The following is a 22,123-nucleotide window of genomic DNA, read 5'->3' as shown; positions in this document are numbered from 1 at the left end:
GCCCATCGACGGGGTGCCGAAATTATCGGGCTCGAACTGCTTCACTATGCTGAAGGTCACCGCACACCCAGGGGGACGAAATGGCGACGTACGACACGATCATTGCTGGCGGAATGGTGATCGACGGGACCCGGGCCCAGCGGCTCCGGGCCGATGTGGGCGTCAAAGACGGCAAGATCGCCAAGATCGGCCGGCTCAAGGCCTCTGATGCCGATGAGGTATTGGACGCCGACGGGATGATCGTGGCCCCCGGTCACATCGACCTCCACACCCACTACGACGCCCAGCTCTTCTGGGATCCGTACTGCACGCTGTCGGGGTGGCACGGGGTGACGTCGATCGTCATCGGCAACTGCGGGTTCGGATTTGCCCCCGTTGCCCCCGAAGATCGGGAGCGGGCCATGCTGACCATGACCCGTACCGAGGCCATTCCGTTCGACGCCATGGCCGCGGGGATGCCCTGGGACTGGGTGAGCTACCCCGAGTTCTTGGACGCGGTGGACCGCACCCCCAAGGCGGTCAACATGCGGAGTTTCTTCCCGCTGAACCCCGCCCTCAACTGGGTGCTGGGCTATGAGCGGGCCAAGGCCGGCGAGATGCCCACCGACGAAGAGCACGCCCAGCTTCGAGCCTTGCTGCACGAGGCCATGAACGTCGGCGCCGGCGGCTGGTCGGTGCAGCGGCTGCGCGACTCCAACGTGCAGCGCGACCACGATGGCAACCCCATGAACACCGACGTGATGCCCAACGAGACGCTGTTCCAGTTGGCCGAGGTGCTGGCCGAGCGCAACCAGGGGTTCATCCAGGCCACCTTCGCCCCCGACCCCGCCGACGAGACCCGCACCGAGCATCGCCGCACCTACGAGCGCCTGGCCGACATCAGCGGTCGCCCCGTGCTGTTCAACGTGATCACCCCCAACGCCCAGCGGCCCGAGCAGCACCTCAAGCAGATCGAATGGGTGGAGAGCTGCCGCCTCCGAGGCCTGCCGATCTACGGCCAGGCGGTGACCACCGACGTGGGGCTGGCCTTCACCTTCGAGGAGTGGAACCTGTGGGACGACATGGAGGCGTGGCGGGAGGCCACCCTGGGAACCGTTGAGGAGCGTTTGGCCAAGCTGGCCGACCCCGCCCGCCGTCCGGCACTGCGGGAGTCTGAGTCGATTGCCGTCACCTGCCCCATCGCCGACATCGTGCTGCTGGAATCCTCCAGCCCTCAGTACCAGCGCTATGCCGAGACCCGGGTGGGCGACATCGCCGCCGACTTGGGGGTGCATCCGGTGGACGCCATGTTGGACGTCGCGGTGGCCGACAACCTGGCGGCCACGTTCTACGCCAGCGGCTCTTTCAACAACCCCGACCATCTGGTCGACTTGCTGAACTATCAGTGGGCGCTGCCCGGTGTGTCTGACGGCGGGGCCCACACCCGCTTTTTGACCGCAGGCCGGTGGCCCACCGAGCTGCTCATCAACGGGGTGCGCGACCGCGAGATCATCTCGCTGGAGGACGCCCACTGGCGCATGGCCGGGCTTCCCGCCCAATGCGCCGGATTCACCGACCGGGGCACCCTGACACCGGGCCAAGCCGCCGATGTGATCGTGTACGACCTCGACAGCCTCGCCATCAGCCCAAGCGAGAAGGTCCACGACATGCCCGCCGGCGAATGGCGTCGAGTGCAGCGGGCCTCGGGCTACCACTACGTGCTGGTCAACGGCGAAGTCACCATCCAAGAGGACAAAGAAACCGGCACCTCCCCCGGCCGCCTCTTGCGCGAACAGTAATTGGCTGAAATTTACTGACAGTATTGAAAACTTCGGTTTCCCGGGTAGGGTTCAGACGTGCTGCGGGTCCCCACCCGGCGTCCTACGGGACCAATGCTCTGACCAGTAGCCGGGTTGGGGACCCGTGGCCACTATATCGGGCTGCTCCCAAGACGGCAACGGGCTGGCGAACAAATGTCGGCAAAATCAACACCAGAGATGTGGCAAAACTGCTATTAGCACTCTGGCAGAAATGCTTTTAGCCTGGTAGGGTGGCCTACGTGGATCTGATCCCACGGCACATGGGCACCATGGTTGAAGAGGCGCTCGAAGTGTTTCGGGTTGTTGTTCTGCACGGGGCTCGGCAATCGGGCAAGACGACGCTTGCCCGACAGATCGCTCATGAACGGGGCGGCACCTACCAAACACTTGACGACGAGGCGACGCTTGAGGCCGCGCTTGACGATCCACGGTTCTTTCTCACGGCACATTCCTTCCCTCTGGTCGTGGATGAGATCCAACTCGGCGGAGACCGGCTTGTTAGGGCAGCCAAGATCATCGTCGATGAAAACCCAACTCCCGGGCGATTCCTGTTCACCGGATCCACGAACTTCCTCACCGTGCCCACGATCAGCGAGTCGTTGGCCGGCCGGGCCGCGATCCTACGGCTTCACCCATTCTCGGAAGCCGAGCGATGCGGAACCAAACCCGGTGCGGTCCAAGACTGGTTCAACCGGGAGTTCAACCTCGCCCGCGTCTCAGAACTCGCCCGAGACGACTACATGCACCGAGTGTGCCGTGGAGGGTATCCGGCGACCACCGATATGAGTCCCCAACAACGCCGGAACTGGTTCTCCAGCTATGTCCAAACCGTGACGCAACGCGATCTTGCGGCCCTGACGGACATTCGCCGGACCGGCGTGCTGGAGCAGATGACCCGGTGGGTGGCCGCCAGCACGAGCACCGAACTAAATGTGGCTGAGGCCACGAGCCGTTTGGGAGTGAACCGCCAGACCTTCACCTCGTATCTCGATTGGCTGGCCACGGTGTTTCTCGCAGAACAGGTGCCCTCATGGTCTCGCAACCATCTCGAGCGAACCGTGCGTCGTCCAAAACTGCACATCACCGACACCGGTTTGGCCACAGCGCTGCTGGGCTTGGACGCTTCAGCCCTGTCATCCCAAAACTCGACCATGGCAGGCCCACTGCTTGAGTCGTTCGTTGTCAGCGAGATTGCCCGCCAGCAAGACAGCTCCAACGTGCCCGATCGGCTCCACTACTGGCGGGACAGAGACGGCCACGAGGTCGACATTGTGATCGAACAGCCATCGGGGGCTGTAGTTGCTATAGAGGTGAAGGCCACCGGCTCGCCGACAGCCCGGATGCTCAGCCATGTGGCCTGGTTGCGGGACAAGTTGGACCGGGTAGAGCCTGAGGCGTTCCGAGCCGGGGTGCTGCTGCATACCGGCCCGCAGACCCTCAAAGTCGGCGACCGCCTCTACCTGGCCCCGATCGACACCCTGTGGCTATGACGGCAACGGGTTAGCCGTAAGCGTCGGGCAGTCTTTCCAGAGGAGGTCTAGGGCGTAGTAGTCGCGGGCTGAGGCGGTGAAGATGTGGACCACGAAGTCGCCGTAGTCCATCAGCACCCACTCGTAGTCGGAGAGGCCCTCGATGCAGATGGGCTTGGGGCCGCCGCAGGCATCCACCGCTTCTTCGATCCGCTCGGCCAGCGCTCGCACCGCCCGAGTGTTTGCTCCGCTGGTAATCACGAAGTGATCGGTGATGACCAGCACGTCGCCCACATCAATGATGACCGTGTCGGCGCCTGGCCCTCCTTCCGCCGCGGCCGCTGCGGCCTGTACCCAATCCTCCACGACCGTTGAGTCAACGGTGTTGACGCTCATGCGGCCATCATGTCTGAGCCCGCATTGCTCTTGGGGCGGGTTTTGCACTCATGCAGCGATCACGCTCTCACTCTATCCATCCCCCGTCGCCAACCGGGAGAAATCTTCTCCGAACGTCACCGTGATATCGAAGGAGACATTGGGCTGCTCCTCGGCGACCACCGACCCGGCCCCCAGGGCGTCTCTATAGGTTTCCGCGAGAGAGGCGAAGCCCGCGTCGTGGTAGGCGATCTTGGTGGTCTGCCAACCGAACTGCGAGGCATTCCCGATGATCGTGATCTGGGCCCCGGCCCGGCTGAGCGCCCGGGCGGCAGTCTTGGTGAGATCAAGGTCGCCCACCCCGTTCAGCAACCGGACCCTGGGCACGCCGTCGCCCGAAGCGAGGAGGGGGAACCCGATGGCCTCGTTCACCAGATTCGCGTCGTGATCTGGATTCAAGACCACCGCCCCGTTGTCGGTGACCTTGCCGCCTGTAGTGGTGAAGAGATTTCGGCCCTCAGCCAAACTGCGCACGAATCGTCCCATTCCCCGGTCGGTCTCACCGGGAATCACGTCGGGTGCGACTGACTCCCCCACCTGCTCCAGCCAAGCTGCCCAGAGCGAAAAGTGGCGAACAAAGCCGGCCTGCGGGGACTCGCCCGGGCTGCGCCCAGCCAGGTAGGGGCCAACCTCGTCCGCAGCCAGGGTCACTAATCCGGCCTCATATAGGACCTCCCCGTCGGAGCCAACCAGCGGTATGGGACTGAGCAAGGCAACCGGCTCCACCGCAGCCACCAGCGACGCCCATCCGTCATCGCCCACCACTTGCAACTCGCCCGGGCGAATACCGAACAGTTCGGCCACCGAATCGACCACCCCGGTGCTGCCGGATTGGGCCCAGCGGTCGCTGAGGCGCCCATCGGAGGTGCTTGTCTCCGGTGCGATGAACAACAGCGCCCCTTCGACTCCAGGATCGGTCAGCACCAGCAGCGTGACCGCTTCGAGGCGGTCGCCGTTGGCGTGGATCAACAGCAACGTGGGCGTCGGGTCCACGAATGCCTCGTAGCCGGGAGCGGCGGGATCGACTGGCGCGCTCACGTCGGTACCGTCGCTGCTGCCAGAGATGGCCGACCACCCCAACCAGACCAGCAGCGGTACCGCCGCGGCCAGCCCCAAGAGCACCAAAGGCCAGCCCCATCGCCACCGGCCAAGACGGCCGCGCTCACCCATACAGGCCCTTGTCACGGCAGTAGGCCAGCGCGGCCGCAGGCACCAGGCCGTCGAGCGGGCGGCCGGCGTCGGCCCACTCCCGAACCGAGGTGCTCGACAGGTCGAGCAGCGGACAGTCCACCACCCGGTGAGCCACCGACGGGCGCTGGCCAATCGCACCGGGCCGGTCCACCACCACCAATTCGGCCATCTCGGCGATCTCCTCGTGGCGGTGCCAGGTGTCCAGGCCCCCCGCGGCATCGCTGCCCAAGATGAGGAACAGCGAGCCGTCGGGGTTGTCGTTCCGAAACGCCTCCAGGGTGTCCACGGTGTAGGTAAGGCCTCCCCGGTCGATCTCTATTGACGAGGCCGCTACCCCATCGATTCCCTCTGCTGCCGCCTTCACCATGGCCAGTCGATCTTGAGCCGGACTCAGACGGGGCCGGTCCAGCTTCTGCCACGGCTCGTTGGCCACCACCAGTTCCACCCGGTCGAGCTCCAGCTCGGCCCGCACCCAAACAGCCGCCACGAGGTGGCCGACATGGATTGGGTCGAACGTTCCCCCGAAGATCCCGATGCGGCTCACAGCTTGCAGTGTACGAAACAAAAGACCGGATTCTTGTTACCCCCCGAGCCGCCGCGAGTCGAATAAATCATGCGGGCGTCTCCACGACGCAGCAGTAATTTCGTACAACAACAGTGAACGGCAACCGGGAACAAATGAGAGGGCGGATCGGTTGCACTTCACGAAGACAACAAGACAGGAACACATGGACGATTCAACAGGCCATTACCTCAACGCAATTGGATTGGTGCCGCTCCTCACCAAAGAAGACGAAGTACGACTTGCCCAGACGATCGAGCGGGGCCGCGAGGCCCAGGCCCGATTGGACGCCGGAGAAAGCAGCCCCCGGCTGCACACTCAAGTCCGGGAAGCAGCCAAGGCCAAGGATCGCTTTATCCGGGCCAATCTGCGGTTGGTGGTGAGCGTGGCCAAGAAGTACCCCCTGCCCACCGGCATGGAACTGCTGGATCTGGTTCAGGAGGGCAATCTGGGACTGGATCGAGCAGTGGAGAAGTTCGATTGGCGCAAGGGGTTCAAGTTCTCCACCTACGCCACATTCTGGATCCGCCAGTCCATCGGCCGGGCGCTCGACCAGAAGGCCAATCTGATCCGGCTGCCGGGCGAGCGGGCAGCCAGCCTGCGGGCTGCGGTGCGCCAAGCCACCGGAGGCGGCGAAGAGCTCGACTCCGAGCACGCCCTGCTCCATCGGCTCACTTCGCTCACCTCCTTGAACACCACCGTGGGCGACGACAACAGCAGCGAGCTGATGGACCTTCAGCCCGACACCGGCGCCGGCCCCGAAGACCTGGCCATGGCCGCCGATCAGACCGCCATGCTGGTCGGGCTATTGGAGGCGCTGGACGATCGGTCCCGCTTCGCGGTCGAAATGCGCTACGGCCTCATCGACGGCCAAAAGCACAGCTACCGGGAGATCGGCGAAGCCCTGGACCTCACCTCTGAGGCTGTTCGCCGCATCATCGGGCGGTCCTTGGACTCGGTTCGGGCTCGAGCCGAGCTGCTGGACATCGACGCCGCGTAACGGCCGCCGGAAGCCTGTCGCCAAATTGGTTTTGCCCCATAGTCGGCCAGAGGCGACCATTTTGCTATGAGTTCGGGCACCGCTGAAGCGGCCAGCACGCTCCAGACCGCCTGGAATCCCTCCTCGTGGCGGGATCGGCCGGCATCCCAACAGCCGCAGTGGCCCGACGAGGCATCGCTGAACCACGTGCGCAAGACCCTGGCCGAACTCCCCCCACTGGTGTTCGCCGGGGAGGCCCGTCAGCTCCAAAGCCAGCTCGGAGAGGCGTGCGCCGGCCGAGCCTTCGTCCTCCAAGCCGGCGACTGTGCCGAGTCTTTCGATGGGGTCACCGCCGACAGCATCCGAGACAAGCTCAAAGTCATCCTGCAAATGGCGGTTGTACTGGCTTTCTCGGCGGGCGTGCCCACGGTGAAGATCGGCCGGATCGCCGGGCAGTTCGCCAAACCCCGGTCGTCGTCCACCGAAGTCGTGGACGACGTGGAGCTGCCGTCTTTCCGAGGACACATGGTCAACGACATCAGCTTCTCCGAGCACTCCCGCACCGCCGACGCCGAGCGCTTGGTGCGGGCCTACCACCAGTCGGCGTCCACCCTCAACCTGTTGCGGGCGTTCACCAAGGGGGGCTACGCCGATCTCCGCCAGGTGCACGTGTGGAATCAGGAGTTCATTGCGGCCAGCCCCGAGGGGCAGCGCTACGAGAAGGTAGCCGATGGGATCGACTCCGCCTTGAGGTTCATGGCCGCTTGCGGGATCTCCACCGATGCCCCGGAACTGCACCAGGTGGACTTTTACACCAGCCATGAGGCGCTGGTGCTCGACTACGAGGAGGCCCTCACCCGCCAGGACTCCATCACCGGCCAGTGGTACGACTGCTCGGCCCACATGGTGTGGATCGGCGAGCGCACCCGCCAGCTCGATGGCGCCCACGTGGAGTTCATGCGGGGCATCAAGAACCCGCTGGGCTGCAAGCTCGGGCCCACCGCATCGCCGGCTGAGATTCTCGAGCTGTGCGAGTCGCTCAATCCTGATCGCATTCCCGGCCGCCTCACCCTCATCAGCCGCATGGGCGCCGAAAAGGTGTCCGATCAGCTGCCCCCTCTGCTGACCGCGGTGCGCGACGCGGGCCATCCGGTGCTGTGGGAATGCGACCCCATGCACGGCAACACCTACACCACCGCCGGCGGGCGCAAGACCCGTCATTTCGAGGACGTGATGGCCGAGATCGACCGCTACTTCACCGCCCACGCCGAGGCCGGAACCTGGCCGGGCGGCATCCACGTGGAGATCACCGGCGACGACGTGACCGAGTGCGTGGGCGGTGCCGAGGCTCTGAGTGACGACGACTTGGAGCGGCGCTACGAGACCATGTGCGATCCCCGCCTCAACGGGGCCCAGAGCCTAGAGCTCGCCTTCCGAGTCGCCGAGCGGCTCAGCGTCTGAATCCCCTGATCCACCCCTTTTTCGGATAATTCGGATCAAATCACTCGGGATTTGATTTCAGGGCGCTATCCTGATAAACAAGTAATCGGATCAAAGTAGTCCGATTTAGTTCTAGCCCGATTCAGTTTCTGCCTGAACCCCACCCCTCTTCCAACATCCCAAAGCCCCACACGAAAAAGAGAGGCCGATGGTCACGGTCCAAATCGACAACACCGCGGTAATCGACCCCGCACAGCAAGCCGACATCGACAAGTTCGAGCGGATGCTGGTCCGCTACAAGGCCGGAGAGATCCCTGAAGACGTGATGCGGGTGTTCCGGCTGAACAACGGGATCTACGGTCAGCGCCAAGGCGGCACCAACCAGATGGTGCGGGTCAAGATCCCCGCTGGCATCGCCCACCCCGAGCACTTCGAGGCCTTGGCCCACATCGCCCGCACCTACTCTCGGGGCTGGGGCCACATCACCACCCGCCAGAACATCCAATTCCACTATGTGGACATCGACGACGTTCCCGATGTGATGCGGATTCTGGCTTCCGTGGGGCTCACCACCCGGGAGGCCTGCGGCGACACCGTCCGCAACGTGCAGGGCTGCCACCTGGCCGGTGCCTGCCCCCATGAGGTGCTGGACATCACCGCCTGGGCCCGGGCCACCGCCCTCCACTTCCTGCGCCATCCCTACGCCCAGCGCCTACCCCGCAAATTCAAGATCAACTTCTCGGGCTGCGCCACCGACTGCGGACAGGCCATGTTCAACGACGTGGGCATCATCGCCGCCACCCGGGAGGTGGACGGCGGGGTCGAGGCCGGATTCCGGGTGTTCGTGGCCGGTGGGTTGGGGGCCAATCCCCATCCGGCGCTGGCCCTGGAAGACTTCACCTCCCGAGAGGATCTGCTGCCCACTATCGAGGCCTGCCTGCGGGTGTTCGACCACGACGGCTACCGGGACAACAAGCTCAGGGCCCGCATGAAGTGGCTGGTGGAGAAACTGGGCTTCGAAGAGCTCCAGCGCCGCATCTTCCGGGAGCGCAAGTTCTTGCTGGCCTCCTCCAGTTGGCCGGGCGGGATCCCCGATTTGGTGAAGGTTCACGGCGATGCCCCCGCCGGGCGCCATGCCGAGGTGGAGGCCACGCCGGTGGGTCAAGGAGTGCCGGTGTCCATCGGCGGCCGGTCGCCCTACGAGCGGTGGGAGCAGGCCAATGTGGTTCGGGGTGCGGCCAAGGGCACGGTCTCGGCCTACGCCTGGGCCCGCCTTGGCGACATCACCGCCGACCAGTTCGACGCTCTAGCCGACATCCAGCGGGAGCTGGGTGCGGAGGGGCGGGTGACCAACCGCCAGAACATCGTCTTCCGCGACCTCACCGAGAGTCAGCTGCCCCGGCTGTTCGAGGCATTGTCGGCCATCGGCATGGCCGAGCCCGGCGCGGAGCTGCTGCGCGACGTGGTGGCCTGCCCCGGCGCCGACACCTGCAACCTGGCCGTCACCCAGTCTCGAGGTCTGGCCGACGCCATCGGCACCCGCTTGGACGAGGAGGGACTGGCCGAGGTGGGCGGTCTGCGGATCAATATCTCGGGCTGCACCAACTCGTGCGGCCAGCATCACGCCTCCGACATCGGATTTTTCGGGGCCGAGCGCCGGGCTCACGGCCGGTCGGCACCGGGATACCAGATGCTGCTGGGTGGCTATGTGGGCGACTCCCAGATCCACTTCGGCACCAAGGCCTTGCGTTTGCCGGCCCGCAATGCTCCCGAGGCCGTGGTGCGGGTGGTGCGCCAGTTCACCGCCGAGCGAGAGGCCGGCGAAGAGTTCCGTCACTGGCTGGAGCGCAAAGGCGGTTCCCGCGAGGTGGGCAAAGGCCTCACCGACCTCGACGATTTCCCCCTCCCCGAAGTCGGCCCTGAGTTTTACGTCGACTATGACGAGACCGGTCCCTACGAAGCCGTGATCGGCGATTCTGAATGCGCCACCTGAGGCCCCCGACAACGTTCAACCCGATCACCGATTCCGAATGCGCAACCTGACCATTCCGTCTTTCACCGACGCTGAACTGGCTGCTCTGAACGAGGAGTTCGAGGACCTCCCCGCGGAGAAGGTCATCCAGTGGGGGGTGGACAACTTCTCGCCCCACCTGTCGCTGGCCGCGTCGATGACCGACGCGGTGATGATCGATCTGGCCGTGAAGGTGGACCCCGCCATCGAGGTGGTGTTCATCGACACCGGCTTCCACTTCCCCGAGACGCTGGAGACAGTCGAGCGGGTGCGGCGCCACTACGGCCTGAACCTGCGGCTGATGACCGTGGCCCGCCACGACCCGGAGCTGTGGAACATGGACCCGGAGAACTGCTGCTCGGCGGTCAAGGCCGGACAGCTCGACCGGGCCCTTGCCGGCAAGTCGGCCTGGATGAGCGGTCTGCGCCGGGCGGAGGCCGTCACCCGGGTGTCGGCGCCCATCGTGGTGCGCGACCTGCGGGGCCTGGTGAAGCTGAACCCCATCGCCACGTGGTCTGACGAGCAGGTGGCCGACTACATCGCCGAGCACCGGGTGCCGTTCAACCCCCTGTTGGAGCGGGGCTACCCCTCCATCGGCTGCATGCCCTGCACCAAGCCGGTGGCCCCCGGCAACGACCCCCGCTCCGGCCGCTGGCCCGGCACCGACAAAACCGAGTGCGGCCTGCACGGCTAGACGCCTTCGGCCCGTCGATCGAAGTCATCTTCTCGCCGACCACCGCATAGGGTGGGCCGCATGTCTGTGCTGAACATGTCGCCGACCACCGGAGTGGTGGTCACAGGAGGAGCCTCGGGGATCGGACGGGCCTGTGCCCGGGCGCTGGCCGAAGTCGGGCGGCCGGTGTCGCTGTGGGACCTCAACGGCGAGGGGGCGGCGGAAGCCGCTACTTCCATCGCGGCCGACTGCGGGGTTGCCACCCACTCCGTTGGCTTGGATGTGACCGACAGCGCGGCGGTGGCCGGCGCGGTGGAATCGGCCCGGGACGCCCTGGGGAGCATCGGCGGGCTGGTTCATGCCGCGGGCATCGTGACCTCCATGGACATCGACCGTCTCACCGAGGAGATCTGGGACTCGGTGCTGGGGGTGAATTTACGGGCCGAGGTGTTCGTGGCCAAGGCGCTGTTGGGCGACCTGCGCGGCCATGAGGGGTCGGCCATCGTGGGCATCGGCTCGATCATGTCGGTGGTGGGCAGCCCCACAATCCCGTCATACACCGCCTCCAAACACGGTGTGGTCGGCCTCACCAAGTCGCTGGCCAACTACCTCGGCCCCGACGGCATCCGGGTCAACGCCGTTTGCCCCGGTTACATCGAAACCCCGATGACGGCCGAGATGATGGCCGACGCCCCTACCAAAGCCGCCTGCGTGGACAAGTCCCCGTTAGGCCGAGTGGGCGCCCCGGTCGACATCGCCAAAGCCGTCCGCTTCCTCATGTCCGAAGAGGCCGGCTTCGTCACCGGCACCACCCTCATCGTCGACGGCGGCGTCACCAGCCACGACTGAGGCTTGGAGCCAAGCGAACCGCTCCCCATCTGATACCTGCAATCGCGGGTCTTGACGTATTCCCTGCCACAACTACGTTTGATTGGACAAGTGGGCTTGGGGTCAAGACTAGAGGAGCGCATATGGCTATTCCGACACCTGATTTTGATGAGCTCCGGGCAATAGCCGACCGGTGGGGCCTCGGCCTTCGACAAGATCAACTCGAGGTTCACCAGGCGCTGGTGGCCGGCGCCTTGGGCTCTTATGACCATGTCGACGCAATGTATGACGAGTCCAGACCCTCGGCACCCATCCGCGACAGCAATAGGCCCGATGACCCCGACAACGAACTGGGGGCCTGGTACGTCAAATGCGACATCCAGGAGAAGAAAACAGGCCCGCTTGCCGGCAAGACCTTCGCCATCAAGGACAACGCCGCGGTGGCGGGGGTTCCCATGATGAACGGGTCGCGGATCCTCGAGGGCTATGTCCCCACCGTCGACGCGACTGTCGTTCGCCGGATCCTTGACGCGGGCGGAAGAATCATCGGCAAGGCCGCGTGCGAAGACCTTTGTTTCTCGGGTGCCAGCCACACCTCTGCCCTCGCTCCGATCAGGAACCCGTGGGATACGTCAAAGACTGCCGGAGGCTCGTCCGGCGGAAGCAGCGCATTGGTCGCCGCCGGCGAAGTCGACATGGCCATCGCCGCTGACCAGGGCGGTTCGATCAGGATTCCGTCGGCGTTCTCAGGCACTTGCGGGCTGAAGCCCACGTTTGGCCTCGTGCCGTACACCGGCATCTACCCCATCGAGTGGACCATCGATCACGTTGGCCCAGTGGCTCGAAACATGAGCGATCTCGCGACGTTCTTGACGGCCATTGCCGGTCCAGACGGCAACGATCCCCGCCAACCCAAGGCGCCCTCTGACATCGACTATGCCGAGGGAATCGAAGACGGAATCGAAGGCCTGAGAGTGGGCGTTGTGTCGGAAGGGTTCGGATGGGAAAACCTCAGCGATCCTGTTTCGGACTCGATTGTCGAAGCCAGCGCGAGTCGTCTCGCGGACCTCGGCGCCACCGTTGAGACCTTCTCCATGCCCGAGCACCGCGACGCATTGCACATCTGGAATGTCATTGCCACCGACGGAGCAATGTGGCAGATGATCCGCGGCAACGGCTACGGCATGAACTACAGAGGCCTGTTCGATCCTGAGCAGATCGAGCACACCAAGCGTGGGTGGGAAACCAAAGCCCACCTTGTGTCGCAGACCTTGAAATTTGTGATCTTGTGCGCGGAGTACATGGCCGACCGCACCGGCGGCGGCGCCTACGCCCGCGCCTCCAATGTGCGGCCCCAGATCAACGCCGCAGTGGATCGCGCCCTCCAGAAGTACGATGTGCTCTGCTATCCGACTCTGCCGTTCGCCGCCAAAGCCATCCCATCGAGCGATGCCCCAGTCGACGAGTACGTGGCAAGGGCCCTCGAGATGATCCCGAACACTGCGGTGTCGAATGTGACCGGCAATCCAGACCTGACGATTCCCGTCGCCGGTGGACAAGGGATGCCAGTTGGCATGAGCATTGTCGGCAAACAGTGGGATGAGGCGACGCTCTTGAGAGTCGGGCGCGCCTACGAGAACCATGTGGGCGGGTTCGCCTTGTCACCGATGGCCCAGAAGGCCATAGCCGGATGCAGTACCTAGGCGCCATCGAACTGGCGGATGCTGACGACCTTGAGCGACTTGCCCTGCTGAGCGAGGAATTGGTGGGGTTCTTGGACCCCGGCGCCCTCGCCCAGAGGACCGCAGTCGATCTCTATCGGATACTGGGCCTTCCGCTCGTATCGGTTGCGGTTCGAGAAGGCTCGTCCCTGTTTGCCATGCGGGGCGTACACGGGGCCCGCAACGATCGATTCCGCCAAGTCCAAGTCTCAACCGGAAAGGGCCTCGGTGGCCGGGTGATGGTCGAGCGGAGACAGATCGAGGTGCAGAACTACGCCGACGATCCCCGGATCACGAACCACTTCGTCGATGTCGTCAATGCCGAGGGACTCGGCGGGATGCTGGCCGTTCCCGTTGAGTACGACACCGAACTGGTGGGAATTCTCTACGGAGGTATCCGATCCATTGGTTCTATCGGTGATCGCGCCAAGACCATTCTCGCCGAAGCCGCCGCAAATATCGCTCCCATGATGGCGGCATCGATTCGCGCTTCGACTGCGATACAACAGCGAGTTGATGCCGAGCGCCAGCGGATTGCCAGTGATTTGCATGATGACGTTGGCCAGCTCCTCTTCTCAATCAGCGTTGCAGCACAACGCCTGCGCGATAGCGGAGATGAGCACTTGGCCCAGGTAGCAGTGGGGATCGAAGAACAGGCGCAAGAGGCGACAAAGCGCATGCGCGAAGCCTTCAAGGTCATGGCGCCGAGCTCGCAGACCGAGGCGGTAGCAGTTGCCTTGCAACGCGAGACCGACGACCTCCAGTCGCGATCAGACCTCAAGGTCCACCTTATGGTCCGAGGCAACATGCGTCCGCTGCCCACACCAGCCGAAGCGGCGCTCATCGGCGCAGCGCGGCAGGCACTGTTCAATATCGAGCAGCACGCATCGGCATCGCTCGTAGTGGTAACGCTTCACTTTGAGACAACCAGGGTTTCGTTGGTAATCCAAGATGACGGCCGCGGGCTGCCCGATGATTTCGAACTACAAGTCATTCCGCGCGGTGATCGCCACTGGGGACTCGCCTCGATCCTGAGACAGGCGCAGCGCCAAGGCGGTGACCTCGAAGTGGCGGCTGGCGAGGACGGCGGGACGATCGTTCGGATCTCGCTGCCGCTTGAGGCAGCGTGATGAGTGCTTCAGTGTTGGTGATCGACGACCACCCCGTAGTCATCGATGGCGTGCGGCAGCTCTTGGCGAACGAGCCTGATCTGACATTGGTCGGCGAGGCGATGACAGGTGCAGACGGCGTTGAGTTGGCGAAGTCTCTGGCGCCTGATGTGGTCATCTTGGATTTGAAGCTCGGCGACAACTTCGCCCCCCATCTGTGCCGATCACTGACCGACGTGTCAAGCCATTCCCGCATCCTGATCCACACCGCGTTCGACGACCGCGAGCCCCTTCGGGCGTGTCTGAACGCCGGCGCGGTGGGAGTCGTACTCAAGGATGGCAGCAACCTTGTCGATGCACTGAGGAAAGTGCTCGCCGGCGAGCTGTTCGTCGATCCCTCGCTCGTGGAAGATCCCCACACGCGAGCAGTCTCGCTGGGCAAGAACGGAGGATTCTACGAATCGCTGACGCTGCGGGAATACGAGGTGCTGTGTGTTATGGCCCTCGGCCTGACCAGCAAAGAGATCGCGACCGAATTGCATTTGGCCGAGAACACCGTCCGCTCCTACATCCAATCGCTGCTCACCAAGTTGCACGCCCGCAATCGGATCGAGGCCTTGGCGACGGCCAGACAGTTGCGACTGCTATGACTGGTGAGCCCCCTGCCGAGTATGAAGTCATCGATCTCCTTCGCCGTCTTTCCTACTCACTTGCAGGGATGGTCGATGTCCGTGCTCAAGCCGAGCAAACGGTCGAGATGCTTACCGAGTGTCTCGGGCTGCCGCTGACCAGCGTCGCAGTTTGCGATGCGCCGTCGTCAACATCGATGTCGATGCAGGCATCACGGGGGACTCGGACGAGAGACTTCGATCAGCTCAGCTTCTGCGCCGGGCAAGGGCTGGGGGGACGAGTGATGTCAACGGGCCGCTCGGTTGTCGTCGAGGACTACGCCACTGATCCTCAGATCACCCGAGACTTTGTCGATGTTGTCTCAAGGGGCGAGGGGATTGGCGGCATAGCCGCGGTTCCCGTGGCCAGCGGAGATGAGGTGCTCGGCGTGCTCTACGCCGGCGTTCGCTCCGTTGGAAGCATCGGAGACCGATCGCTGCGAGTAATGCGACAGGCTGCAGACGCTTCAGCACCAGCCTTCAGGGCAGCCATTGGAACCGAAGCGATCATGAATTACCTGGTGGCTACCGAGCGCCATCGCATTGCCAGTGACCTTCACGACGAAGTCGGCCAATTGCTGTTCAGCATGGGTGTGTCAGCCACACAACTACGAGCTGCGGGAGGCGACAATTCGGCCCTGTTCGAATTGGCCGAACAGATCGAACAGCAGGTTCAAGACGCGGCTGGGAACCTCCGCCGGGCCCTTCACGTTCTGTCGCCGCAAACCTATGACGAAGCGCTTCCTGTCGCCCTGCTGCAAGAGCTCCAGGACTATTCAACTCGAACAGGGGTGTGGTCGCAGCCAATTGTCCGGGGCACAGTATGTGAGGCAATCGCGCCCTTCGAATGTCCTGCCGTGCAGTTGGTACGGGTCATCTTGCGCTGGCTGGAGACCCAGGCCGACGTCAAAATCACCATTCTCTGCGCAGAATTCGGCGACAGCGAGCTCGTGCTTACTGTGCAACACGATGGCGGCACAGCATCGAGCGGCCCTGAGGTGGATGAATTGATTGCGACAATGAGGCCGCATCTCCACTCGGGCGCGGATTCGATTCAGGTGCAAGCTGCCGCCGACGGCACCAAAATGATCCAGGCGAGACTGGTTGCCGAATAGCGCCAAGCCGGCTGGTTTTCCGATTACTTCCCGCGGAGCTCAACTCGCCTTATTTTGCCTGAGACGGTCTTCGGCAGTTCGTCGACGAACTCGATTTCACGTGGGTACTTGTACGGTGCTGTTGTGGCCTTCACGTGCTCCTTGAGCAGTTCGCCCAGCTCTGCGGTGGGCAGGAATCCGTCGGCAAGGATGACGAACGCCTTGACGATTTCCCCACGCGCCGGGTCTGGCCTCCCCACTACCGCTGCCTCGGCCACGGCCTCATGCTCGAGCAGAGCCGACTCCACCTCGAACGGCCCGATGCGATAAGCGGCTGACAAGATCACATCGTCAGCGCGACCCACGAACCATATGTAGCCGTCGCGGTCACGAGTGGCCCGGTCTCCAGTGAGATACCAGCCGTTGCGAAACACCTGCGCGTTCTTCTCCGGGTCGCGCCAATACTCCTTGAACAGGCCAACAGGGCGCTCAGGCTCTATGCGTACTGCGATATTGCCCTCGTCGCCGTCGTTCACGATATTTCCCGCGTCGTCGACGATCTGGACGTCGAAACCGGGAGTAGGGAGGCCCATCGAGCCCGGGCGCACCTCGATGCCCGGAAGGTTTGCGACGATATTCACGGTCTCTGTTTGTCCATAGCCGTCGTAGATTTGGAGTCCTGTGGCGTTGTGCCAGACCTTGATGACCTCGGGGTTGAGCGGTTCTCCGGCAGCAGTCGAGTGCCGGAGTCCTGACAGCTCATATTGCGAGAGGTCCATCTGGGCAAACGCCCGGTACAGCGTCGGCGGCGCGCAGAGGGTGGTGACGCCTTGCTCGCCGATGATGCGGAGCATGCGGTCGAAGTCGGGCTTGCCGATGATGTTCCACATCAGCACAGCAGCTCCGAGGCGCCACTGGCCGAAGAGCTTGCCCCAGGCGGCCTTCGCCCATCCGGTGTCCGAGACAGTCCAGTGGACATCGGATTCATCGAGGTCGTGCCAGAACCGTGCTGTGATCTCGTGGCCTATGCCATAGGAGGCCTGGGTGTGAAGCACCATCTTCGGATAGGACTCGGTGCCGGAGGTGAAGTAGATCAGCATCGGGTCATCCGAAGCCGTGTCCTCAACCGGGGAGCTGGCGCGATCAACGAGGACAGCATCGCGGTAGGAGGTCCAGTTACTCCGGGGCTCTCCAACGATGATTCGGGCATTGACCGCGGGGCACTCGCCCAATGCCGCTGCTACGGCGGCAAAGCCTTCGCCATCGGTGATGGCCACCGATGCGTCGGCCTTCTTGATGCGATACGCGATGTCTTTGGCCGTTAGCTGCATCGTGGCGGGCATCGGGATCGCTCCCAGCCTGATACAGCCGAGCAATACGTCGTACCACTCCACGGTTCGCGGCAACATGACAAAGACCCGATCGCCCTTTTCGACGCCTAGTTCGGCGAGCAGATCGGCGGCTGTGGAAGCCCGGGTCGAAATGTCGGTGAACGTGTACCGGTTCGCCGTGATCCCATCGGGTTCAACGGCGATAAGAGCGAGCTTGTCGGGTTGTGATGAGGCCCAGCGGTCAACGACATCACGGACGTAGTTGAATCGCGGCGGCACGTCGAGCGAAAACGTTGAGCGAAGCTGTTCGTAGCTTTCCCGCGTCAACATGGTGGCCTCCTTGTCCGGGTTCATACCCTCAAGCGCCCTCGAACAGGCGGCCAACCTTCATTCGCGGGTAGTTGGCTCCAATCCTGCAATCGCGGGTTACGGGCCTGCGGAGGCCGCGATGAACTCGTATCGCACAACTTTGAGCTTTCTTTGGGCTATTCGTGCTCGGAGAAAGGGTCAACTGGGGTCCCGAATATCGGAATCCCCAGCTCGAGGAAGGAATTGCACTGCCCATGAATGCTCCAAGAGAACACCGCATCTGGGGTCGGTGGCTGCGGATCGCCGCAGTCTTGTTCACGTTTGTTCTGTTCGCCGCGGCTTGCGGCAACGATGACGATGACCAGACCGAGCCTGCCGGAGACCAAGTCAGCCAGGTGGAGCAACCCGCGCCCGCCGAGGACGATTCCACAGCTGAGCCGGAGCCAACCGAGGCTTCGGCTAGCAGCGACGAGGAAGAAGAAGCGCCGAGCGTCGACGAAAGCACCAGCGAGCCGATCAGAGTGGGAAGCCTGCTCGACGAGACCGGTCCTCTGAACATCTACGGCACGCCCATGGTCGATGCCACTCGTCTGGCCATCGCCGACATCAATGCCAAGGGCGGTGTGCTCGGCCGCCAACTCGAGCTCGTCGCCCTTGACTCCAAGTCGGATCAGAACGAGTACATCACCGGCGCCGACCGGCTCGTCGCCGAAGACCTCGCCGTGGTGCACGCCGGCATTACCAGCGCGTCCCGGGAAGCGATTCGACCGACATTTGGCGAGGCTGAGCTGCTGTATTTCTACAACGTTCTCTACGAGGGCGGTGTATGCGATCGCAACACCTTCGTCACGGGGGTTGTGCCCACCCAACAGCTTCAGGTGCTCATCCCCTGGACGATTGAGAACATCGGGCCCCGTATGTACATCCTGGCCGCCGACTACAACTACGGCCAGATCTCCGCTGACTGGGTGAGGCACTACGCCGCAGAGCACGGCGGCGAGATCGTGGGCGAGGACTTCTTCCCGCTCGATGTCGCCGAATTCGGCACGACCATCTCCGCCGTACAGAGCGCGGAACCTGACGCAGTGATGTCCTTGCTCGTCGGCGGCGCCCACATGTCGTTCTACAGCCAATATGCCGCTGCTGGCGTCAACGAGAGCATCCCTGTGGTGTCCACGACCTTCGGGCTCGGCAACGAGCAAGTGGCCCTCGATCCCGTTTCCGCCGAGAACATCATCGTGGCCTACCCGTACTTTGAGGAGCTCGATACTCCGCAGAACAGGGCTTTCGTGGCCGCCTGGGAGGCCGAATACGGCGCCGATTACCCCTATATCACCGACTTGGCCGTCTACGTGTGGGAGGGCTGGCATCTTTGGGCCGACGCGGTCAATGCCGCCGGAACCCTGGAGCGCGACGCCGTCATTGCCCAGCTTGAGAGCGGAGTCAGCTTTGACAGCCCCAAGGGCATAGTGGCCCTCGACGGCGGTTCCCACCACATGGTCCAACCGGTGAGTCTGGCTCGCACCAATGATTCCGGGGGCTTCGACGTCTTCGAGACCTTCGACAACATCCCGCCGTCGTTCGAGCAAGAGTCGTGCGACCTGATTGCAAACCCGGACATCAACGAGCAGTTCACTCCCAACTAAGCCTGACCCCCTCCGGGCTGGGAGTGGCCCTGCCACCCGCGGGGAGGGTGCCGAGCACCCTCCCCGCCGGGCCCTTCGCCAAGTTCTCGCCCTCCGGAGCGCATCCTGGGAGACTCCGATTCAATGGCCCTTGACCGACTCTTCAACCTCGGCTTCGATCTCTTCTCAGGGATCTCCATCCTGCTCTTGGTCTCCATCGGGCTCGCGGTCATCTTCGGAATGCGGGGCATCATCAACCTGGCCCACGGCGAGTTCATCATGCTGGGCGCGTTCGCCACGCTCTCCGGGGTACGAAGCGGGTTGAACGTATGGCTGGCCATGCTGATCGCCGCATTGTCTGTCGGCGTCTTCGGCATCGTGCTGGAACGGCTGCTCATACGACGGCTCTACGGCCGCCTGTTCGACACCATGCTGGCCACCTGGGGAGTGTCGCTGATCCTTGTTCAGTTGGTGGACAACCACTACGGATCGGTCACCGAGGGGATCGTGGTTCCCGTGGGCAGCTTTGCCGTCGGCGAATTCTCCATGTCGGCCTACAACTTGATCCTCATGGGAGCGGCTGCCGCCCTCACGGCGGGCACATTCACCGTGATGCGGAGGACACGGTACGGCCTGCTGGCCCGAGCAGCTACCCAGTCGCCGACCATGGCCCAGGAACTGGGAGTCAACACCTCATTGATCAACATGTGGACCTTCGGACTGGGGTCCGCCCTCGCCGGGGCGGCTGGTGCGCTGCTGGCCCCGCTGGTGGGGGTCATTCCCACCATGGGCCACACCTACGTCGCCCGATCGTTCATGACGGTGATCGTGGGGGGACCGTCGTTCATCGCCGGCACGGTGTCGGCCAGCGGGCTGTTGGGCTTGGTGGAGAACGTGGCCACCAACCGCTTCACCCCGGTGATCGGGCAGGCCATGCTGCTCATCGCCGCGATCGTCATCCTGCGGTTCATGCCCCAAGGTCTCACCGGAAGGCGCGACAGCCGATGATGGCCCATTTGACCAGGCTTGCCGGCACCGGGGCCCGATCGGGCCGGGGCTCGCTGGGCACTGATCTTTCGGTAGCCGGGCTGGCCCTGGCAGCCGCCGCGATCCTCGGAAACCTGGTGGAAGAGTTCACCGCCTTCGAATGGTCCCTATGGGCAATTCAGGCGATCTTGGCCCTCTCGCTGGTGCTGATCTGGGGCTACGGCGGCATCTTCAGCTTCGGCCAAGCCGCCATCTACGGCATCGGGGGCTACACCTACGGGTTCTGGGCCATCAACTTCGCCGACAACACCGGTGAATCGCTCACCGCCGTTGCGGCAGCCGTGGTGGTCGGCGCGGCGTTCGCCGGGCTTCTGGGCTACTTCATGTTCTACGGCAACGTCACCAACGTGTACGTCGCCATCATCACCTTGGCCACCAGCCTGGTCTTGTTCGCGTTTGTCAACTCCACTTCAGGCTCGGAATACCGGATCGGAGACGCTCCCTTCGGGGGATACAACGGCATGACCCGCATTCCGCGCCTCACTTGGCGACTGCCCGGTGGTGCCAGCCACGAGCTCACCAGGGTCCAGTTCTTCATCGTGTGCGTGGCGGCTGGATTGGTGATCGCGGTCGGGATCCGAGTGCTCTCTCGACGCCCGTTCGGACGTATCGCGGTGGCGATGCAGCACAACGAGCTCCGCACTGAGTTGACCGGCTACAACGTCCGAGCCCACAAGCTGGCGTTGTTCACCATCGGAGGGGGCATCGCCGCATTCGCCGGTGCCCTGTTCGCGGCGTGGGGCCGATTCATCAGTCCTCCGGTCTTCTCGCTCACCCCTGCGGCTCTGGTGGTCATCTGGATATTGGTCGGCAGTCGATCCAGCGTGGCCGGCGCCTTCATCGGTGTGCTGATCGTCGAGGGACTCTCTTCCTGGGCGGGAGGATCAGACGGCAACAACGAGCCGATCGTGCTGGGCGCGACCCTGATCTTCATCGTGCTATTCCTGCCCGGAGGGGTGATTGCCAATGCGGCAAAGGCTTGGGCGGTTGCAAGCAGCAAAGCAGCAAGCCGCTGGTCCACTCCCCCCGCCTCCTCCGATTCTGCACAAGCCTCCCAAGTCCAACCTGCGACACCACCGGTACCCGACTGGATGGTGGAGGCCAACGGAGAGCGCTCCAACTCCCCGATTGCCACCCGAATGGTCACCAAGCGCTTTGGAGGCCTCACCGCGGTCGACAATGTGACCCTTGAGTTCCCCCCGACAGGCGTGTCCTGCTTGATCGGGCCGAATGGAGCAGGCAAGAGCACTCTTTTCGGGCTGCTGTCGGGGCAATATTCGGTGACCGACGGAATGGTGCTAATGGACGAGCAGAACCTCACCAAGTGGCCGGCCTTTCAGCGGGCCCGACAAGGGATCGGCGTCAAGCTTCAAGTGGCGTCCATCTACAAAGAGCTCTCCGTACGGGAGAATCTGTGGTTGGCCTGCTTCGCCATGCCCCACAACCGATCTACAGCCGACGTTCGTACCGAGCAATTGTTGGAGTGGCTTGAACTCGGCGGTCGTGCGCAGAACCCAGCGGGAACTCTGTCACACGGGCAACAGCAGTGGCTGGAGATCGGAATGGTGGTAGCCACCAGCCCTTGCGTTGTGCTCCTCGACGAACCCACCGCGGGGATGACCCGGGAAGAAACCCGGCGAACCGGGGAGCTGGTTTCCCAACTTGGCGAATGGGCGTCGGTCATCGTGGTCGAGCACGACATGGAGTTCGTCCGCCAACTCGGCGCTCCCGTCACCGTGTTGCACCGGGGCCAACTGTTCACCCAGGGCAGCTTCGATGACTTATCCCGCGATGAGCGCATCCTCGACATCTACCTGGGACGGGAGTGAGCC

19 protein-coding genes are annotated in these 22,123 nt (G+C 63.6%); 14 read left to right on the top strand and 5 right to left on the bottom strand.

Features of this window, described 5'->3' with window-relative positions; genetic code table 11:
* Positions 1-80 precede the first annotated feature (80 nt).
* Positions 81-1,778 carry an N-acyl-D-amino-acid deacylase family protein gene (locus ACOGJC_RS14310; RefSeq protein WP_419845670.1) on the top strand — a complete coding sequence of 566 codons (1,698 nt, stop codon included), beginning with the start codon at positions 81-83 and terminating at the stop codon, positions 1,776-1,778.
* 260 nt (positions 1,779-2,038) lie between these two features.
* Complete coding sequence (locus tag ACOGJC_RS14305; protein WP_419845669.1) at positions 2,039-3,289, top strand: ATP-binding protein; 1,251 nt, start codon at positions 2,039-2,041, stop codon at positions 3,287-3,289.
* Here ACOGJC_RS14305 and rsfS read toward each other — a convergent pair.
* The 3 genes from rsfS to nadD all read right to left on the bottom strand — a co-directional run bounded on the left by rsfS (position 3,284) and on the right by nadD (position 5,438).
* Positions 3,284-3,664, bottom strand: a complete 381-nt coding sequence (gene rsfS / locus ACOGJC_RS14300) for a ribosome silencing factor (RefSeq protein ID WP_419845668.1) — start codon at positions 3,662-3,664, stop codon at positions 3,284-3,286. The genes ACOGJC_RS14305 and rsfS overlap by 6 nt on opposite strands.
* A 72-nt stretch (positions 3,665-3,736) precedes the next feature.
* Positions 3,737-4,873, bottom strand: a complete 1,137-nt coding sequence (locus ACOGJC_RS14295; RefSeq protein ID WP_419845667.1) for a LytR C-terminal domain-containing protein — start codon at positions 4,871-4,873, stop codon at positions 3,737-3,739.
* The gene (gene nadD, locus ACOGJC_RS14290; RefSeq protein WP_419845666.1) at positions 4,866-5,438 is read right to left on the bottom strand and encodes a nicotinate-nucleotide adenylyltransferase; all 573 of its coding nucleotides are present in this window, start codon (positions 5,436-5,438) and stop codon (positions 4,866-4,868) included. The genes ACOGJC_RS14295 and nadD overlap by 8 nt, the downstream gene beginning before the upstream one ends.
* 184 nt (positions 5,439-5,622) lie before the next feature.
* Between nadD and ACOGJC_RS14285 the strand changes: the two genes are divergently transcribed.
* The 6 genes from ACOGJC_RS14285 to ACOGJC_RS14260 all read left to right on the top strand — a co-directional run bounded on the left by ACOGJC_RS14285 (position 5,623) and on the right by ACOGJC_RS14260 (position 13,090).
* Positions 5,623-6,456, top strand: coding sequence for a sigma-70 family RNA polymerase sigma factor (locus ACOGJC_RS14285; RefSeq protein ID WP_419845665.1), 834 nt, complete (start codon positions 5,623-5,625; stop codon positions 6,454-6,456).
* A gap of 66 nt (positions 6,457-6,522) precedes the next feature.
* On the top strand, positions 6,523-7,896 hold the full coding sequence (locus ACOGJC_RS14280; RefSeq protein ID WP_419845664.1) for a class II 3-deoxy-7-phosphoheptulonate synthase: 1,374 nt from the start codon (positions 6,523-6,525) through the stop codon (positions 7,894-7,896).
* Positions 7,897-8,083: 187 nt separating this feature from the next.
* Positions 8,084-9,868 (top strand): nitrite/sulfite reductase, encoded by a 1,785-nt coding sequence (locus ACOGJC_RS14275; protein WP_419845663.1) that lies wholly within the window; start codon positions 8,084-8,086, stop codon positions 9,866-9,868.
* Between the two features lie 37 nt (positions 9,869-9,905).
* Complete coding sequence (locus ACOGJC_RS14270) at positions 9,906-10,580, top strand: phosphoadenylyl-sulfate reductase (RefSeq protein ID WP_419845662.1); 675 nt, start codon at positions 9,906-9,908, stop codon at positions 10,578-10,580.
* A gap of 60 nt (positions 10,581-10,640) precedes the next feature.
* Positions 10,641-11,408 (top strand): SDR family NAD(P)-dependent oxidoreductase, encoded by a 768-nt coding sequence (locus ACOGJC_RS14265; RefSeq protein WP_419845661.1) that lies wholly within the window; start codon positions 10,641-10,643, stop codon positions 11,406-11,408.
* 122 nt (positions 11,409-11,530) lie between these two features.
* The gene (locus tag ACOGJC_RS14260; protein ID WP_419845660.1) at positions 11,531-13,090 is read left to right on the top strand and encodes an amidase; all 1,560 of its coding nucleotides are present in this window, start codon (positions 11,531-11,533) and stop codon (positions 13,088-13,090) included.
* Here ACOGJC_RS14260 and ACOGJC_RS14255 read toward each other — a convergent pair.
* On the bottom strand, positions 13,087-13,281 hold the full coding sequence (locus tag ACOGJC_RS14255; protein WP_419848283.1) for a hypothetical protein: 195 nt from the start codon (positions 13,279-13,281) through the stop codon (positions 13,087-13,089). The two genes, ACOGJC_RS14260 and ACOGJC_RS14255, sit on opposite strands and share 4 nt — an antisense overlap.
* On the opposite strand from ACOGJC_RS14255, the gene ACOGJC_RS14250 reads away from it, so the two are divergent.
* From ACOGJC_RS14250 to ACOGJC_RS14240, 3 genes are read left to right on the top strand one after another with little or no spacing between them, the layout of a single operon-like run.
* Positions 13,210-14,238 carry a histidine kinase gene (locus tag ACOGJC_RS14250; RefSeq protein WP_419848247.1) on the top strand — a complete coding sequence of 343 codons (1,029 nt, stop codon included), beginning with the start codon at positions 13,210-13,212 and terminating at the stop codon, positions 14,236-14,238. The genes ACOGJC_RS14255 and ACOGJC_RS14250 overlap by 72 nt on opposite strands.
* Before the next feature lie 11 nt (positions 14,239-14,249).
* The gene (locus tag ACOGJC_RS14245) at positions 14,250-14,867 is read left to right on the top strand and encodes a response regulator (protein ID WP_419845659.1); all 618 of its coding nucleotides are present in this window, start codon (positions 14,250-14,252) and stop codon (positions 14,865-14,867) included.
* Entirely contained in the window at positions 14,864-16,000 is a 1,137-nt protein-coding gene (locus tag ACOGJC_RS14240) for a histidine kinase (RefSeq protein WP_419845658.1), read from the top strand. The genes ACOGJC_RS14245 and ACOGJC_RS14240 overlap by 4 nt, the downstream gene beginning before the upstream one ends.
* 23 nt (positions 16,001-16,023) lie before the next feature.
* Here the strand turns inward: ACOGJC_RS14240 and ACOGJC_RS14235 are convergent, their stop codons facing one another.
* Positions 16,024-17,640, bottom strand: coding sequence for an acyl-CoA synthetase (locus tag ACOGJC_RS14235; RefSeq protein WP_419845657.1), 1,617 nt, complete (start codon positions 17,638-17,640; stop codon positions 16,024-16,026).
* A 233-nt stretch (positions 17,641-17,873) separates the two neighbouring features.
* On the opposite strand from ACOGJC_RS14235, the gene ACOGJC_RS14230 reads away from it, so the two are divergent.
* From ACOGJC_RS14230 to ACOGJC_RS14220, 3 genes are all read left to right on the top strand, one after another.
* Positions 17,874-19,265 (top strand): ABC transporter substrate-binding protein, encoded by a 1,392-nt coding sequence (locus ACOGJC_RS14230; protein WP_419845656.1) that lies wholly within the window; start codon positions 17,874-17,876, stop codon positions 19,263-19,265.
* Between the two features lie 123 nt (positions 19,266-19,388).
* On the top strand, positions 19,389-20,252 hold the full coding sequence (locus tag ACOGJC_RS14225; RefSeq protein WP_419845655.1) for an ABC transporter permease subunit: 864 nt from the start codon (positions 19,389-19,391) through the stop codon (positions 20,250-20,252).
* A gap of 8 nt (positions 20,253-20,260) precedes the next feature.
* On the top strand, positions 20,261-22,120 hold the full coding sequence (locus ACOGJC_RS14220; RefSeq protein WP_419845654.1) for an ATP-binding cassette domain-containing protein: 1,860 nt from the start codon (positions 20,261-20,263) through the stop codon (positions 22,118-22,120).
* Positions 22,121-22,123 lie beyond the last annotated feature (3 nt).

The organism is Candidatus Poriferisocius sp., assembly GCF_965204015.1.
Lineage (GTDB): Bacteria > Actinomycetota > Acidimicrobiia > Acidimicrobiales > Bin134 > Poriferisocius.
This window is presented reverse-complemented; position numbering and strand designations above follow the sequence as displayed.